This is a genomic window from Bacteroidota bacterium (assembly GCA_018831055.1).
Taxonomy (GTDB): Bacteria; Bacteroidota; Bacteroidia; order Bacteroidales; family B18-G4; genus M55B132.
The window spans coordinates 1-15117 of record JAHJRE010000189.1 but is presented as its reverse complement, the minus strand read 5'-3'; the positions used below and the strand labels follow the sequence as shown (position 1 = coordinate 15117).

Annotated in this window: 16 protein-coding genes; 7 read left to right on the top strand and 9 right to left on the bottom strand. The window is 43.5% G+C overall.

The window, feature by feature from the left end; genetic code table 11:
- Positions 1–180 precede the first annotated feature (180 nt).
- Positions 181–1521: a tRNA (N6-isopentenyl adenosine(37)-C2)-methylthiotransferase MiaB gene (miaB, locus tag KKA81_12330; protein MBU2651713.1), complete on the top strand. Its 1341-nt coding sequence runs from the start codon at positions 181–183 to the stop codon at positions 1519–1521.
- On the opposite strand, the gene KKA81_12325 is transcribed toward miaB, so the two are convergent.
- Positions 1510–2181, bottom strand: coding sequence for an inorganic pyrophosphatase (locus tag KKA81_12325; protein ID MBU2651712.1), 672 nt, complete (start codon positions 2179–2181; stop codon positions 1510–1512). The genes miaB and KKA81_12325 overlap by 12 nt on opposite strands.
- A 126-nt stretch (positions 2182–2307) precedes the next feature.
- On the opposite strand from KKA81_12325, the gene atpD reads away from it, so the two are divergent.
- From atpD to KKA81_12310, 3 genes are all read left to right on the top strand, one after another.
- On the top strand, positions 2308–3816 hold the full coding sequence (gene atpD, locus KKA81_12320) for a F0F1 ATP synthase subunit beta (protein ID MBU2651711.1): 1509 nt from the start codon (positions 2308–2310) through the stop codon (positions 3814–3816).
- Between the two features lie 15 nt (positions 3817–3831).
- Entirely contained in the window at positions 3832–4068 is a 237-nt protein-coding gene (gene atpC / locus KKA81_12315) for an ATP synthase F1 subunit epsilon (GenBank protein MBU2651710.1), read from the top strand.
- A 74-nt stretch (positions 4069–4142) separates the two neighbouring features.
- Positions 4143–4439, top strand: a complete 297-nt coding sequence (locus tag KKA81_12310; GenBank protein MBU2651709.1) for a hypothetical protein — start codon at positions 4143–4145, stop codon at positions 4437–4439.
- 9 nt (positions 4440–4448) lie between these two features.
- On the opposite strand, the gene KKA81_12305 is transcribed toward KKA81_12310, so the two are convergent.
- From KKA81_12305 to KKA81_12280, 6 genes are all read right to left on the bottom strand, one after another.
- Entirely contained in the window at positions 4449–5237 is a 789-nt protein-coding gene (locus tag KKA81_12305) for a tetratricopeptide repeat protein (GenBank protein ID MBU2651708.1), read from the bottom strand.
- 102 nt (positions 5238–5339) lie between these two features.
- Complete coding sequence (locus KKA81_12300) at positions 5340–6989, bottom strand: AarF/ABC1/UbiB kinase family protein (protein MBU2651707.1); 1650 nt, start codon at positions 6987–6989, stop codon at positions 5340–5342.
- An 18-nt stretch (positions 6990–7007) separates the two neighbouring features.
- A complete protein-coding gene (locus KKA81_12295; GenBank protein ID MBU2651706.1) occupies positions 7008–7463 on the bottom strand; it encodes an IPExxxVDY family protein in 456 nt (151 codons plus the stop codon).
- 44 nt (positions 7464–7507) lie between these two features.
- Complete coding sequence (gene rnc / locus KKA81_12290; GenBank protein MBU2651705.1) at positions 7508–8236, bottom strand: ribonuclease III; 729 nt, start codon at positions 8234–8236, stop codon at positions 7508–7510.
- Between the two features lie 10 nt (positions 8237–8246).
- Positions 8247–9500, bottom strand: coding sequence for a beta-ketoacyl-ACP synthase II (fabF, locus tag KKA81_12285; GenBank protein MBU2651704.1), 1254 nt, complete (start codon positions 9498–9500; stop codon positions 8247–8249).
- A gap of 15 nt (positions 9501–9515) precedes the next feature.
- Positions 9516–9752 carry an acyl carrier protein gene (locus tag KKA81_12280; protein MBU2651703.1) on the bottom strand — a complete coding sequence of 79 codons (237 nt, stop codon included), beginning with the start codon at positions 9750–9752 and terminating at the stop codon, positions 9516–9518.
- A 199-nt stretch (positions 9753–9951) separates the two neighbouring features.
- On the opposite strand from KKA81_12280, the gene purN reads away from it, so the two are divergent.
- From purN to KKA81_12265, 3 genes are all read left to right on the top strand, one after another.
- Entirely contained in the window at positions 9952–10524 is a 573-nt protein-coding gene (gene purN / locus KKA81_12275) for a phosphoribosylglycinamide formyltransferase (protein MBU2651702.1), read from the top strand.
- 251 nt (positions 10525–10775) lie between these two features.
- The gene (locus tag KKA81_12270) at positions 10776–12203 is read left to right on the top strand and encodes a HAMP domain-containing histidine kinase (protein MBU2651701.1); all 1428 of its coding nucleotides are present in this window, start codon (positions 10776–10778) and stop codon (positions 12201–12203) included.
- Between the two features lie 5 nt (positions 12204–12208).
- Positions 12209–12910, top strand: coding sequence for a response regulator transcription factor (locus KKA81_12265; protein MBU2651700.1), 702 nt, complete (start codon positions 12209–12211; stop codon positions 12908–12910).
- Positions 12911–12917: 7 nt separating this feature from the next.
- Here the strand turns inward: KKA81_12265 and KKA81_12260 are convergent, their stop codons facing one another.
- On the bottom strand, positions 12918–14105 hold the full coding sequence (locus KKA81_12260; protein MBU2651699.1) for a beta-lactamase family protein: 1188 nt from the start codon (positions 14103–14105) through the stop codon (positions 12918–12920).
- 305 nt (positions 14106–14410) lie between these two features.
- Positions 14411–14920: a GNAT family N-acetyltransferase gene (locus tag KKA81_12255; GenBank protein MBU2651698.1), complete on the bottom strand. Its 510-nt coding sequence runs from the start codon at positions 14918–14920 to the stop codon at positions 14411–14413.
- Positions 14921–15117: the final 197 nt, after the last annotated feature.

Below are 15117 nucleotides of genomic sequence, written 5' to 3'. Positions count from 1 at the left end.
TGGGGTGCTGGGGTGCTGGGGTGCTGGGGTGCTGGGGTACTGGGTTACTGGGATGCTGGGGTGCTGGGGTGCTGGGAGTAACATGTAGCTTGAAACCTGCAACCTGCAACTATTTTTTCCTTTTCCTCCTCCAAACGAATCTATTCCACTTCCCGGATTTGATTTACCTTTGCAGGCCTGATGAAGACCAAGAAATTATACTTAGAGACTTACGGCTGTCAGATGAATTTTTCCGACAGTGAAATTGTTGTATCCATCCTGGAAAAGGAGGGTTATGAGATAACAACGGACCCTTCGGAAGCAGATTTGATGTTGGTGAACACCTGTTCTATCCGCGACAACGCGGAGCAGCGTGTCTGGAATCGTTTGCGGGAGCTTAAGTCGTTCAGGAAGAAAAACCCGGCACTTCGTATCGGTGTGCTGGGTTGCATGGCGGAAAGGCTCAAACAGCAACTTATGGAAGAAGAGAAAGCTGTTGATCTGATTGCCGGGCCTGATGCCTATCGTGATCTCCCCGATTTGATAGCTGATGCCGGTGATGGCCGCAAGACTGCCAATGTGCTATTATCCGCGGAAGAGACCTATGCCGAGATAAGTCCGGTGCGCTACGATTCCAATGGTGTTTCTGCTTTTATCTCTATCATGCGCGGTTGCGAGAATTTTTGTGCATATTGCGTTGTCCCTTTCACCCGGGGAAAGGAAAGGAGCAGAGAGCCTGAAACTATCGTAAAAGAGGCACAAGATTTATTTGAACAGGGTTACCGGGAGGTTACCCTGCTCGGACAAAATGTGAATTCCTATCGCTGGCTTCAGGAAAATGTTGTACCGGTGGACTTCCCGGCCTTGCTTGCTAAAGTTGCCATGGTGAGCCCATTGCTGAGGGTACGTTTTGCCACATCCCATCCCAAAGACCTATCCGATGAGTTGTTGCATACCATGGCCCGCCATCCCAATATTTGCGATTCCATTCATCTGCCGGTGCAATCAGGCTCTTCACGCATCCTGAAACTAATGAACAGGAAATATACCAGGGAGTGGTATATGGACCGCATCCTGGCTATTAAGAAAATACTTCCCGGATGCGGATTGTCAACCGATATCATCACAGGGTTCTGTTCGGAAACAGAGGATGATCACCGTGAAACCCTGTCGATGATGGAATGGGCCGGTTACGATTATGCATTTATGTTTAAATATTCGGAACGGCCCGGCACGCTGGCTGCAAAAAAACTGAGCGATGATGTCTCCGATGATATAAAATCAAGGAGGCTTCAGGAAATTATTGACCTGCAACAGAAACTATCCCATAAAAGCAATCAGCGGGATATCGGCAACATTTTTGAAGTCCTGGTGGAAGGGTTCTCCCGAAAATCGAATGACTATCTTTCAGGCAGAAACAGTCAGAACAAAGTCATTGTCTTTCCCGCCAATGGCGCTAAGCCGGGTAATTATCAACAGGTACGGGTGACTGATTGCACCAGCGCTACCCTTATTGGTGAAACAGTGAAATCAAACGTTTGATAAGGCGCTTTCCAGTGTATCGAATTTATGACGGTAATCGTCCATCGAACGACGAATGATCTCATGTGCTTCCTGTATCCCAAAAGTGTGAGTTATTTCCACATCTCTTTCTTTTCCGGGCAGGTCCTTGTAAGTCAGGAAATAGTGTTTAAGACGATCCACAACCAGTTCCGGGCAGTCGCTGATATCCTTGTAATCACCGTAAACCGCATCGTTCTGTAAAACGGCGATGATTTTGTCGTCGGACTCGTTGCCGTCAAGCATCCTGAAACCGCCTATGGGCCTTGCCCTGACCAGGATATCCCCGTGAACGATCTGTTTTTCTGTTAATACACAAATATCAATCGGGTCACCATCGCCCTTGATCTCTTTGCGCCCGGTTTTTTCCATGCAGTAATCTGCCACTCGTTCCCCCGAATATGTCTGAGGTATAAAACCATACAGGGCAGGAACTGTATTGGAATATTTCTGTGGCCGATCGAGGCGCAGATAGCCGGTAACCTTGTCAACTTCATATTTCACCGTATCGGTGGTTACCATTTCGATGAAGATCATCAGCACTTCAGGAGCTGCGTCGCCAATGTCAACCCCATGCCAGGGGTGCGATTTATATCGGAGGCCCATCAGCCGGCCTATGGGATCCATCAGGATATTGGGCATAGTGTAAGGTTTTATTGAATTGCGAAAATACGATTATTCGTGGCTAAATACCAATTACCAAAAAATTAACATATCATAACCTGTAAATAACCTGATTATTTTATCTTTGCGTCAAATTACGGAAATATGGCAGAAAAAATCAAAGGTAGCATTTCCCAGATCATCGGCCCCGTGATCGATGTGACTTTCCCTGATGATTCAAAGATACCTAATATTTATGATGCACTGCAGGTTACAAATGACCTTGGGCATGTGATCGTGCTTGAATGTCAGCAGGATATTGGGGAAAATACTATCAGAACCATTGCCATGGACTCTACCGATGGTCTGAAGCGCGGTATGGAAGTGGTTTCCACTGGAGGCCCGATCACCATGCCTACAGGTGAAGAGATACGTGGCAGGTTATTTAATGTTATTGGCGAGACCATTGATGGTTTAGGTACCGTGGCCAAAACCCATCCTTATCCCATACACCGTACGCCTCCCAGGTTTGAAAACCTGTCAACTTCCAAAGAGGTATTGTTTACGGGGATCAAGGTGATCGACCTGATTGAGCCCTATGCCAAAGGAGGCAAGATCGGTTTGTTCGGTGGTGCCGGCGTTGGTAAGACAGTCATCATCATGGAGTTGATCAATAACATTGCCAAGAAGTATTCCGGACTTTCCGTTTTCGGTGGTGTGGGTGAAAGAACCCGCGAAGGGAACGACCTTCTCAGGGAAATGATCGAATCCGGTGTAATAAAATATGGAGATGAGTTTTTAAAAGATATGGAAGCCGGTGGTTGGGACCTTTCCAAGGTTGACCGCAAACTTCTGGCAGAATCGCAGGCTACCCTGGTTTTCGGACAGATGAATGAGCCTCCGGGTGCCCGCGCAAGAGTAGCACTTTCAGGATTAACCCTTGCGGAGTACTTCCGCGATGGAGATGAGAAATCCGGTGGAAGGGATATCCTGTTTTTTATCGATAATATTTTCCGTTTTACCCAGGCTGGCTCGGAGGTATCAGCACTCCTCGGCCGTATGCCCTCCGCTGTGGGTTACCAGCCTACACTGGCTACAGAAATGGGTATACTCCAGGAAAGGATCACATCTACGAAAAGAGGATCCATCACCTCCGTACAGGCTATCTATGTCCCCGCCGATGACCTTACCGACCCTGCACCCGCTACCACCTTTGCTCACCTGGATGCTACCACGGTGCTGAGCCGCAAGATTTCCGAACTTGGAATCTATCCCGCCGTTGACCCGCTGGATTCAACTTCCAGGATCCTGTCGCCCGATGTTGTCGGTGAAGAGCACTATAGAACCGCACAAAAGGTAAAAGAGATACTCCAACGCTATAAAGACTTACAGGATATCATTGCTATCCTTGGTATGGAAGAGCTATCGGAAAGCGATAAGCTTATCGTACACAGGGCAAGGCGCGTACAGCGTTTCCTGTCGCAACCTTTCCACGTGGCCGAACAGTTTACCGGATTGAAAGGTACCATGGTTTCGATTGAAGATACCATCAAGGGTTTTAACATGATCATGAACGGGGATGTGGATGAGTATCCTGAATCAGCCTTCAATCTTGTTGGTACCATAGAGGAAGCCATTGAGAAAGGAAAGAAAATCATGGAGGAATCAAAATAATAAAACCTTACCAGCATGCTGCTTGAGATCATTACCCCAGATAAAACAATTTATTCCGGTGAAGTAGACCTGATACAGTTACCCGGACTGGAAGGGTCGTTTGAGATACTCGACCAGCATGCTTCCCTGATCAGCGTGTTGAAAAAAGGCATGATCAAGATCAGAGACAACTCAAATAAGGATTCTTTCTTTGAAATTAACGGCGGCGTGGTGGAAGTGCTCCATAACAAGGTTCTTGTCCTGGCCGAATAAAACCCTCCTTGTTTTTATTGATTCTGCCTTTTTCTTTTCGTATATTTGAAAAAGATCACATTAAAATTAGGTGTATGCTTAACTTTTTCTATAAAGACAAAGGAAAGGTCAGCTATATTGTAAAGGGAAAGCCGGGTACTTTTAATGTAACGTATCAGTGTGGTGAGGAAACCCATCAGTTTGACGAAGTGAGAAGTGGCTGGAAATATTCTTTTGATCCTTGCAAAAGCGGTTATTATTACATTTCAGCCCAGGCGAACCAAAAAAATGCTTCCGTAACCGTTCGGGTGTATTGCAAAGGAAAACTGATACAGGAGGTCATAAACTCGGGAGATTATGCCATTGCTCTGGCTGCCGGTACCAGAAAATAATCTGGTCCTTTACTTGTCTTGACAATATTCCTGAATAGCTTTTTCGGCATTGAAATAGCCGAGCGATTTGGCTTTGTTCCAATCGTAGCAGGCTTCATAGTCGTTGCCAAGCATATGATATGCTATTCCCCGGTTAAAATATGCTTCGGCATTGTCTTCTTTAAGTTCAATGGATTTGTTGAAATCCAGGATGGCTCCGTTGTAATCTTTCATCCGGCCCCTTGCTGTTCCGCGGTTGTAATAGGCCTTTGACCAGTTTGGATTGATGTCGATGGCTTTGCTGTAATCTTTTATTGCATTCCGGAAATCATTGATATGATAATAGACCAGTCCGCGATACAATAATGAAAGGGTGTCTTCCGGTGATATTTTAAGAGCATTGGTGAAAGCGCCGATGGCTCCTTGGAAATCATTGGCATAATAACGGCCAAGACCCAGATTATAATAAGCCTTCCGGTTTTCGGGATCCATTGATACTACCTTTTCAAAATGCTTTATCCCACCGGTATAATCTCCTTTCTCGTAGCTGTCGGTTCCGGCTCTGAACTCTTGGCTCACAGCGGAGCTGGAGATATTATCCATTCCGGCAGGAGGCTCCTTGGCCGCTTCTTTGGAGGGCTGCATGAGCATGGGTTTGTCGACGGGATTCTTTTCTGTTTCCAGCTTTGCTATGGAGTCGGGATCAATTTTCTTGGCCATTTCCGCTATTTCACTCCCATCCCGGGTTTCTTGCTGTTTGCCGGAATTACAGGAATAAAGCAGAAAAAGTGAAATGAAAAGGAAAAACAAGTATCTCATAAAAACAATATTTAACGGTGCTAACAATTTTGTAAACGTACAAAGTTAGGAAAAAATGAATGTCCAGGAATAAATGGTCAAATGGATTATCCTCCTAATGACCTATATTTTCCCTTTACCAAGGAGTTTCCCAAGCATCCAGAATCCGAACAATCCTGCTCCAAGGAAGATCGCGCTTCCAACCCATTTAAGATGCTCCCAGGATGAAATGATGGAAGCACCAATAATTAGCGCTGCAAGAATGATGGCAATGGAAATCCTTTTGCTGACCTGGTCGAGTTTTTGAATCATAGGCTCCAGTCCCTGATGCTCAAACTGTATCTTTATTTTCCCTTCCCGGGTTTTATATAAAATCTCGGAAATATCGCCGGGCAATTCTTTGAACAATTGGGTGATATTATGAAAGGTGTCCGAAATTTCCCTTGCATAACGCGCCGGATTGAACTGCTTTTTCAGGAGGCTGGTTGCAAAAGGCTGCATTTCTTTGGCAATGTCGATTTTGGGGTTCAGCATGGTAGCAACACCTTCAATTGTTATCAGAGCCTTGATGAGAAGATAAATGGTAGGAGGTATGCTTAATCCAAATCTTACAATCAGATCTATGGATTTATTCATGACCTCCCCGAAATTAATTTCTTTCAGGGAACTGAACTGGTATTGCTTCATCATGTCGGAGATCTCGAATTCCAGTTCATCCTTATGCTCAAAATGCTTTTTGCCGGAAAGAAGGAGAAGGGCTTCCGTCATACGTCCAGGGTTTTTCTGAACATAACCCAGAACATATTTTCCCAGGAAATCGAGTTGGTATGGCCGCAGTTTCCCCATCATGCCGAAATCAATAAAAACGATCTTTCCGTCTTTTCGTATGAAAAGATTACCGGGATGAGGATCGGCATGAAAGAAACCATGGGTGAAAATTTGCTCGAAGACCAGACTGGCTCCTTTATGGGCAATATCAACGGGATCTATCCCTGCTTTCTCGAGTTCATCTATTTTATCAACCTTTATCCCTTCAATAAATTCCTCGATTAAAAGTTTGTTGTTCGAATATTCGGTATAAACCTGGGGGACATAAATATCGGGATTATTCTGGAACATGTTTTGGAACCGCTTCACATTGGAAGCTTCGTGTGTGAAGTTCAGTTCATCCTGGATAGAACGTCCGAATTCCTGAACTACTCCCACAACATTAATAGCCTGGAATTCAGGATTATTTTTCTGTATTTTCCTGGCAAAAAATTCCATAATGCTGAGATCCAGTTTTATCTTTTTATCGATACCGGGGCGCTGTATCTTGATCACCACATGGGTTCCATCTTTTAGAACCCCAGTATAAGCCTGCCCAATGGAAGCAGAAGCTATATGCTTTTCATTAATAGACTCAAACACTTCATTTACAGGCTTTTTAAGCTGCTTTTGTATTTCTGCCATAGCAATTTCATCGCGCAGAGGATGTGCGTCATCCTGTAGTTTTTTCAATTCATTCCGGAGGTCTTTGGAGATGATATCCGGCCTGTCGGCCAGAATTTGTCCGAATTTTATATACGTAGGTCCAAGATCTTCTATAGCCATCCGCAATCTTTCGTTTTTGCTGATTGACTCAATGTTTTTCAGCCTGTTCCTGGAAACTAGTGCTTTCCCCAGACCACTTTTAGTAACAAAATCGCCAAAGCCATATTTAAGCATGATGGCAATTATCTCTCTTGCTCTTCCAATTTGATGATAGGCAAGTCCCAGATGTGATAAATTCATAAGTTATAATTGTATTGGTTAATTATGGTCGATCTGATGAAGGTGAAATTCAAGGTCGTTCAGGGTGTGTTCAAAATCTCTGACAGCCGTTTGCGGAATTTTAAATGCGGCGTTAACCTGTTGAACGGCGCGGATTCTGGAAATGAGGTCGTTTGTGTAATTCTCATCAAGAATATCCTGTGTGATCAGGAAGTAATCGGTTTGTTTTTGTGTGGGAATAAGTTTCTTATCCGGGTGATGATTGGATATCAGGATAAAAGTTGCCCTGGATTCCGGATCTGTATATATAAAATTTGAATATGCGTTTTCATCTTGCTCATTTTCATGCTGAAGAAAATCATCGGCTTTCCTGAAATTAAATAACAAGGCCTGGTTGAGAAAAAGGCATAGTCTGTAATCCTTCAGATGGCTGGAGATGCCTATAATAGTTACATTTCCGCTTTGTTGCGGTTTCAGGGTGACTTTCCTGGGCATATATTCAGAGTATGCTTTAAAAGTACAAAAAAAATGAAGTTCTGTTAACTTTCTGAGGGAGGGAATAAAATATTCCAGGCTCGTTCGGCGGCTTGCTTTTCAGCATTTTTAATAGAGTAATCCTGTCCTTTTGAAACAGGAGTTTCGTCAATAAAAACCTCAACAATATATTGTTTATTAAACCCTTCTCCGGTTTCATCAACTACCTTAAAGTCGACATTCTTTTTTTCTTTTTGGGACCATTCGATAAGGCGACTTTTATAATTTGTCTCTTCATTTTCGAGTTCGTCAATATCGAGATGCATTGTGATGATCCTGTTGACCACCACTTTTTTTGTGAATTCAAAGCCTTTATCAAGATATAGGGCTCCGATCAGAGCTTCAAAGGCATCACCCCTCATGGATTTACTCATTACTTTGGTTTCCGGGCTCGACTGGATCAGTTTATCAATACCCAGTTTGACAGCAAGTTTATTGAGGCGGTTTCTGCATACTATTTTGGAACGCATTTCGGTAAGGAAACCCTCATCTTTTAAGGGGAAACGCTTAAAAAGGTAATCGGCAACAATAGCGCTGAGGAGGGCATCTCCGAGGTATTCCAATCGTTCGTTGTTGATACGGACTCCATTCATGGTTTCCGTTAGTGAACGGTGACGGAAAGCAAGTTTATAAAGATGAATATTCCCGGGGCAGAATCCCAGAAGATTGAAAATAGCTTGTGAAAATGCTCTGTCAGAAGAAAAAAATATCCGAAAATATTTACGTAGGTTCAAAATCGACAATTTATCCTGTAAATTTCCTGAAAATAATGGAAGCATTGTGACCTCCGAATCCGAAAGTATTCGACAATGCGTTATTAATAATCCGTTTCTGTGCTTTATGATAGGTAAAATTCAGTTTATTGTCGATTTCCGGGTCATCGGTAAAATGATTGATCGTGGGTGGCACGATATCATTAACCACGGCGAGCACGCTGGCAATGGCTTCGATGGCTCCGGCCGCTCCCAGCAGGTGCCCTGTCATGGATTTGGTGGAGTTGATGTTGATCTTGTAGGCATGATCACCGAACAGGCTTACGATAGCCTTGGGCTCGGAAATATCTCCCAGTGGGGTGGATGTTCCGTGTGTATTGATGTGATCAATGTCTTCAGGATTCATACCTGCATCTTCCAGTGCCCATTTCATGGAAAGCTTTGCGCCTTCACCTTCCGGATGCGGCGAAGTCATGTGGTACGCATCCGCCGATAAGCCGCAACCGGCAACCTCAGCATAGATTTTTGCACCACGTGCTTTTGCATGTTCATATTCTTCAAATATCAAAGCGCAACCTCCTTCACCCAGGACGAAACCATCGCGGTCTTTGTCGAACGGCCGGGAAGCTGTCTTCGGATCGTCATTTCGCGTTGAAATGGCATGCATAGCATTGAACCCGCCAATTCCTCCTTCTGTGATGGATGCTTCAGAACCGCCACAGAGGAAAATCCTGGCTTTGCCAAGCCGGATGTAATTGTAGGCATCAATAAGCGCATTGGCTGATGATGCACAAGCCGAAACTGTAGCAAAATTAGGGCCTCGGAAACCATATTTTATGGAAATATGTCCGGATGCTATGTCGGCAATCATTTTTGGAATGAAGAAGGGATTAAAGCGAGGTGTGCCGTCTCCCTTGGCAAAGGCTATGATCTCCGTCTGAAAAGTCTCCAGTCCGCCAATCCCCGAAGCCCAGATAACACCTATCTGGTCATGGTCAATCGACTCCTGGTTCAAACCCGCATCGATAACCGCCTGTTCGGCAGCTATCAGAGCGTAGTGAGTGTAAGGGTCATACTTCCTGACTTCCTTACGGTCAAAATAATTCAATGGATCGAATCCTTTGACCTCACAGGCAAATTGCGTTTTGAATTTGGAAGCATCAAAGTGCGTGATTTTATCAGCACTACTGACTCCGTTGACCAATCCCGTCCATAGTTCTTCAACGGTATTACCCAACGGAGTCAATGCACCTAAACCGGTAATGACTACGCGTTTTAACTCCATGCAAAGGGGAATTAATTATTTTGCGTTGTTCTCAATGTACTGGATGGCTTCACCAACAGTACCAATCTTTTCTGCCTGATCGTCTGGTATTGCGATGTTGAATTCTTTTTCAAACTCCATGATCAACTCAACAGTGTCAAGTGAGTCAGCCCCTAAATCATTTGTGAAACTTGCTTCGGGTGTAACCTCGTTTTCATCTACGCCAAGCTTATCAACGATGATAGCTTTAACTCTTGCTGAAATGTCAGACATAACTCTTTTATTTTGGTTAAACAGGGTGCAAAGAAATGAATTTTCATAAAAATTTCCAAAAGAAATATTATAATTTTGAGGTTCGATATATGTATGCCGTTGATTGATAATTAATTGACGCTTTCGGCCGGAGGTCACTGTAAATGAGTGACTTTATAAAAGCCTCTTCGGCCGGTAGCCTGAATGAACCAGTCATTCTATGAAGAAAATTGCAATATTCGCCTCCGGTAACGGTTCTAATGCGGAACGAATCGCCAGGAATTTCAGCGATCATCCCCTGGCCAGGGTAGCTTTGATACTCACAAACAAACCGGATGCTTTTGTCCTGGAGAGAGCTCGCAACCTCGGTATCCCTTCCGTTGTTTTTAACCGTGGGGAATTTTACAATTCCCGGAGGATCACAGATCTTCTGAAAAGTGAGGGTATTGACTTCATCGTCCTGGCCGGATTTCTCTGGCTGGTACCCGATCATCTTCTGGACGCCTTTCCTAACCGGATTGTAAATATCCATCCTGCCCTGCTTCCTGCATACGGCGGCAAAGGAATGTACGGTGATAAAGTACATGAAGCCGTTTTAAAGTCGGGCGACATGTTTTCAGGAATAACCATACATTATGTTAATGGTATATATGATAATGGAGAAATAATCTTCCAGGAAAAGGTAAAGGTAATGCCAGAAGAAACCATCGACTCACTGGCATCAAAGATACATGAACTTGAGTACCGCCACTATCCTGAAGTTATTGAAAAACTGCTTGGCAAACTTACTTAGCCGAATATCGTATAAAAAAACAGTGTGACTACCGGGAGGCAGCCACACTGTCAAACCAAAAACCAAAATTCATGAATCAAAATGCACAATGTAAAACTAACATGAAATTATTGGTACGAAGAAATATATGAAATAAAGAACGCACTACAAAAATATAACACATTTCATGCCACTTTTGTTAACTGCCGTTAACGAAAGTTAAAAAAAGTTAATTTTAATATCCTGTTATTGCCAAACATTACTTTTGTTTTATGAACAAAAGAATCTTTCTTTCCATCATAGTTTTGATAACATTGGCCCTTGTGGGTTTAATGGTGATCCAGGTTTACTGGATAAAAAATACCATCGCAGTCCGGCAGGCCAACTTCACACGTAGTGTTAACGAAGCAGTATCCAATGTTATTTTCCGGCTTGAGAAAATTGAGATGGCGAGGGAAATGAAAGAACGTCTTGATATTTTAAAAGACGAGCAAAATGTACCCTTTGTTACAGATTCGCTCAGTGTTAAACTTTTCAGAGAGATCCAGGAAATTACCAACCGTGCCGACCTGGAAAAATTCTTTAATAAATATTTTCTTACCAGGGATATTTTTGAGAATATCCTTCTTAACAGGCCGCATCGTTATGTTGAACAACGATTGAATTATAGTCTTCTCGACTCCTTGTTACAGGATGAATTCAACAAAAAGAGCATCAACACGGATTTTAAATTCGGAGTTTTCAGCCCGTTGAGGAATAAAATGGTTATCATCAGCATGGGTGTTGATCCTACGCTCCTGCTCAAGGATGGCTTTGCCTTCACTTTGTATCCCAGCGATATGGTTTCGGAAAGAGATTATCTTGTGGTTTTCTTTCCCAACGAACTACGTTTCCTGATAAGCCAGATGTGGGGACTGCTTTCTATATCCTCTCTCCTTATGATCATTATTATCTTATCGTTTACTTATACCATAATTATTATCCTGAAGCAAAAGAAACTCTCTGAGATGAAGAACGACTTCATCAACAATATGACCCATGAATTTAAAACCCCGATCTCAACCATTTCTTTGGCATGCCAGGCATTGAGTGATAATGATGTCAGCAAAACGCAGGATCTGTATGATACCTATATTCGCGTTATCAACGAGGAGAATTCCCGTCTGGGAGTTATGGCTGAAAAAATACTGCAGACAGCCATCCTGGATAAAGGACAACTCCGGCTGAACTGTGAGCATTTTGATGTTCATGAGGTCATTCGCGATATGGTTAAAAAGATCGGTTTCCAGGTTGAGATAAAAGACGGAAAGATAAATACAGATCTTAAGGCCAGTCCCTCTGTGATTTATGCTGATAAAATGCATATAACCAATACCATAAATAATATCCTCGATAATGCGAATAAATACACTCCGCAGAAACCTCAGATTTTGGTCAGTACGGAGAACGCCCGCAATGGGATCACGATAAGCATACAGGATAATGGTATCGGGATCAGCAAATCGAATCAGAAGAAGATTTTTGAAAAACTCTACCGTGTGAGTTCAGGTGATGTACATGATTTCAAAGGCTTCGGCCTGGGGCTGAGTTATGTCAAAGCCATTGTGGACGCACACGGAGGATCGGTGAAGCTGGAGAGCGAATTGCGAAAAGGAACGAAATTTGATGTATTTTTACCCTATCAGACCAATAAAAACTGAAAGCTATGGATTCGGAGAAGATCAATATTTTACTGGCAGAAGACGACAGAAATCTGGGTACCATATTAAAAGCATATCTGGAGGCTAAAGGTTTCAACACCACCCTGGGGGTGAACGGACAGGAAGCTCTTAAGGCCTACCAGAAGCAAAAATTTGATTTTTGCATTATTGATGTGATGATGCCGGTGATGGATGGTTTTTCACTGGCGAGAGAAATACGATTATCGGATAAGGAAATACCAATACTTTTTCTTACGGCTAAATCGATGCAGGAAGATAAGCTTAAGGGATTTGAGGTTGGCGCCGATGATTACCTCACAAAGCCATTTAACATGGAAGAGTTGGTGGCAAGGATACGGGCCATTCTGCGCAGGGCTTCCGAATCGAAGGAGGAACCTATGCAGGATGTTTTTCCATTAGGTAGCCTGAAATTTGACAGGACACGACAGGTGCTTCTTACCAAAGAAAAAGAAATAAGGCTAACTTCCAAGGAATCCGCTTTACTGGAACTGTTATGCGAGCATTTAAATGAAACGGTTGACCGCAGTATTGCTTTGACCAGAATATGGCACGACGACAGTTATTTCAACGCACGCAGTATGGATGTATATGTCACTAAACTCAGAAAATATTTGAAGGCTGATCCTTCCGTTGAACTGATGAATGTGCATGGTGTCGGGTTCAAACTTGTTGCAGCTCCGGTTTAATACACGTTTATAAACTTGAAAAGAGTGCTTCCCGGGTTTGGAATCGGATAGGGTGTAATGTGTCTCCAACGATGTTCCAGAGCACAGCAGATCCCGGCCCTTTTTCCTTATTGCTGAGCACGATCAGCGTCTTACCCTGGGCCATATCGCGGATATAATAAGCCCGGAATCCTTTCCACCAGCCGAAATGATAAACAGTACTGTCTTCCTGTGTTTTGATCCTCCAGCCAAAACCGTAGTTGTCGTTACGCCTCCAGTATTTCGGGCTGCCTGGCATAAATGCTTGCTGTAAAGTCTTTTCACTTACCAGGGCGAAATCATTGAGAGCACAGTCAAATCTGAACAAGTCTTCAACACTGGCGTAAACGCCCTTATCGCCGGTAACTCCATTCAGATAATCGTCGGGAACCGGATAGGGCCTCCACCGGTAATTCTTATGACCCATCACTTCAAGCGGTGGATATGCCGGTATGCCGGATTCATTTTTAAGACTGTAGACAAACGAATCGTGCATACCCAGTGGCAGGAAAATGTATTCCCGCACAAATTTCCCGAATGGCATACCTGTCGCTTTTTCTACTACAGATGCCAATAGCGCGTAGTTAGTGTTGCAGTAATGAAATCCGTTATCAGGACTAAAATACGGGGCGGGTTTATACTTTTCAAATAGTTCCAGCATATCATCGTTGGAAAGCGGGATGCTTTTGTCAGGCCATTTATTATGCGCCAGCGTCATGTATCTTGATAAGCCTGATCTGTGTGTGAGGAGATGCCGTATCGTAATCCCCTGATAAGGAAAATCAGGGAGGAACTTTTGCAGTGTGTCTTCGAAATCCAGCACTTCCCTTTCCTTCAGGATCATGATCGACATTGCCGTAATCATCTTCGAAACGGATGCAAGTTGAAAGGCAGAATTGAGGTTAAGGGAATCGCGGGTTTTAAATTTGCTGTAACCAAAAGCATTTTTATAGATCAGGTGTCCTTTTTCCGCGTAGAGCACGGTACCATTAAACCAGTTATTGCAAGCCATTTGCCTGAAAAGGCTGTCGATCCAGGCGGCCTTGGTTTCAATGCTGGCAGGTTCAGGGACCGTGACGGAAGCGTATTGGTCCGGAGCCGTGGAAGCAAGGTTCGACGGCCGGTCGCACGTAATAAGGAAAATAAGTAATAAAAAAATGATCTTTGTAGCGCGCATGCGTAGTTAATACATAGTAAAGTGAACCATTAACTGAAAATCATGCACAAAAGTATAGTAACCATTATAAATTTCAACACCCAATGATGTTTTTTTTGAACAGGAGCCTGTTAAATCAGTAATCTTACCATTTAGTACCCTCAAAGTATGTACTTATTTGGTTTTATGTAAATCGCTTAACCATTTCAGGGCTTCAGGTTGCAACCCACCCTCAGCCCCCTGCAACCAGCCCTCAGCCCCCAGCAACCTGCCCCCTGCAACTTGCTCCCTGTAACTATTTTTTACATCCCCAACACTCAAATTATTTACTTAATCGTTTGATTTACATATTCTGAATGATATTCCCTGAATCCCGCTTTACGATAAAAATCCAGGGCAGCAGGATGATCCAGTTCGCAGGTATGAAGCCATACCCTTTCGGGATGTGTATTCCATGCTTCCTGTAAAACCAGCCCGAAGAATATTTTCCCAAGCCCCTTGCCAATATAGGCTTCTGAAAGCCCAAAGTATACGATCTCTACCGATCCTGCCACACTCATGTCGAGTTCGGCAAAACCAATGATTCGTCCATTATGATGTAAAATATAAATCCGGGTATCCGGGTGTTGTATGATTTTCTGTATTTCTTCCCTGCTGACCAGCAACCGGTTATACCATTTCCACTTTTCTCCAATGTTACGGTAAATTTCCAGGTACTTATCAGGATCAGGGTTTGGTAGCCTGCTGACCACGAACCCTTCCGGAAAACAATCTGGAAGGTTTTCGGGTTTGGTCTTCATTTCCAGATAATGGGTCAATGCGGGTACAATCCTCATTTAGCCTGGGATGTTTCAATACAGGTCCGAAAATGGTTTACTTTATATACAGAAGCTTATGGGTCTCCGACCTGTTTCCCTTTTGATCCTGGAAAGTAATAAAATAAGTTCCTTCCGGCAGGATTCCCGGTTCCCACTCCATAATACTTTGACCTTCGTTGACGGCCATTTCCTCAACAATTTTTCCTGAGATATCT

Bases quoted from the DNA above. Each gene is read 5' to 3' on its own strand.
- miaB (MBU2651713.1), top strand. From the start codon at position 181: ATGAAGACCAAGAAATTATACTTAGAGACTTACGGCTGTCAGATGAAT.
- KKA81_12325 (MBU2651712.1), bottom strand. From the start codon at position 2,181: ATGCCCAATATCCTGATGGATCCCATAGGCCGGCTGATGGGCCTCCGA.
- atpD (MBU2651711.1), top strand. From the start codon at position 2,308: ATGGCAGAAAAAATCAAAGGTAGCATTTCCCAGATCATCGGCCCCGTG.
- atpC (MBU2651710.1), top strand. From the start codon at position 3,832: ATGCTGCTTGAGATCATTACCCCAGATAAAACAATTTATTCCGGTGAA.
- KKA81_12310 (MBU2651709.1), top strand. From the start codon at position 4,143: ATGCTTAACTTTTTCTATAAAGACAAAGGAAAGGTCAGCTATATTGTA.
- KKA81_12305 (MBU2651708.1), bottom strand. From the start codon at position 5,237: ATGAGATACTTGTTTTTCCTTTTCATTTCACTTTTTCTGCTTTATTCC.
- KKA81_12300 (MBU2651707.1), bottom strand. From the start codon at position 6,989: ATGAATTTATCACATCTGGGACTTGCCTATCATCAAATTGGAAGAGCA.
- KKA81_12295 (MBU2651706.1), bottom strand. From the start codon at position 7,463: ATGCCCAGGAAAGTCACCCTGAAACCGCAACAAAGCGGAAATGTAACT.
- fabF (MBU2651704.1), bottom strand. From the start codon at position 9,500: ATGGAGTTAAAACGCGTAGTCATTACCGGTTTAGGTGCATTGACTCCG.
- KKA81_12280 (MBU2651703.1), bottom strand. From the start codon at position 9,752: ATGTCTGACATTTCAGCAAGAGTTAAAGCTATCATCGTTGATAAGCTT.
- purN (MBU2651702.1), top strand. From the start codon at position 9,952: ATGAAGAAAATTGCAATATTCGCCTCCGGTAACGGTTCTAATGCGGAA.
- KKA81_12270 (MBU2651701.1), top strand. From the start codon at position 10,776: ATGAACAAAAGAATCTTTCTTTCCATCATAGTTTTGATAACATTGGCC.
- KKA81_12265 (MBU2651700.1), top strand. From the start codon at position 12,209: ATGGATTCGGAGAAGATCAATATTTTACTGGCAGAAGACGACAGAAAT.
- KKA81_12260 (MBU2651699.1), bottom strand. From the start codon at position 14,105: ATGCGCGCTACAAAGATCATTTTTTTATTACTTATTTTCCTTATTACG.
- KKA81_12255 (MBU2651698.1), bottom strand. From the start codon at position 14,920: ATGAGGATTGTACCCGCATTGACCCATTATCTGGAAATGAAGACCAAA.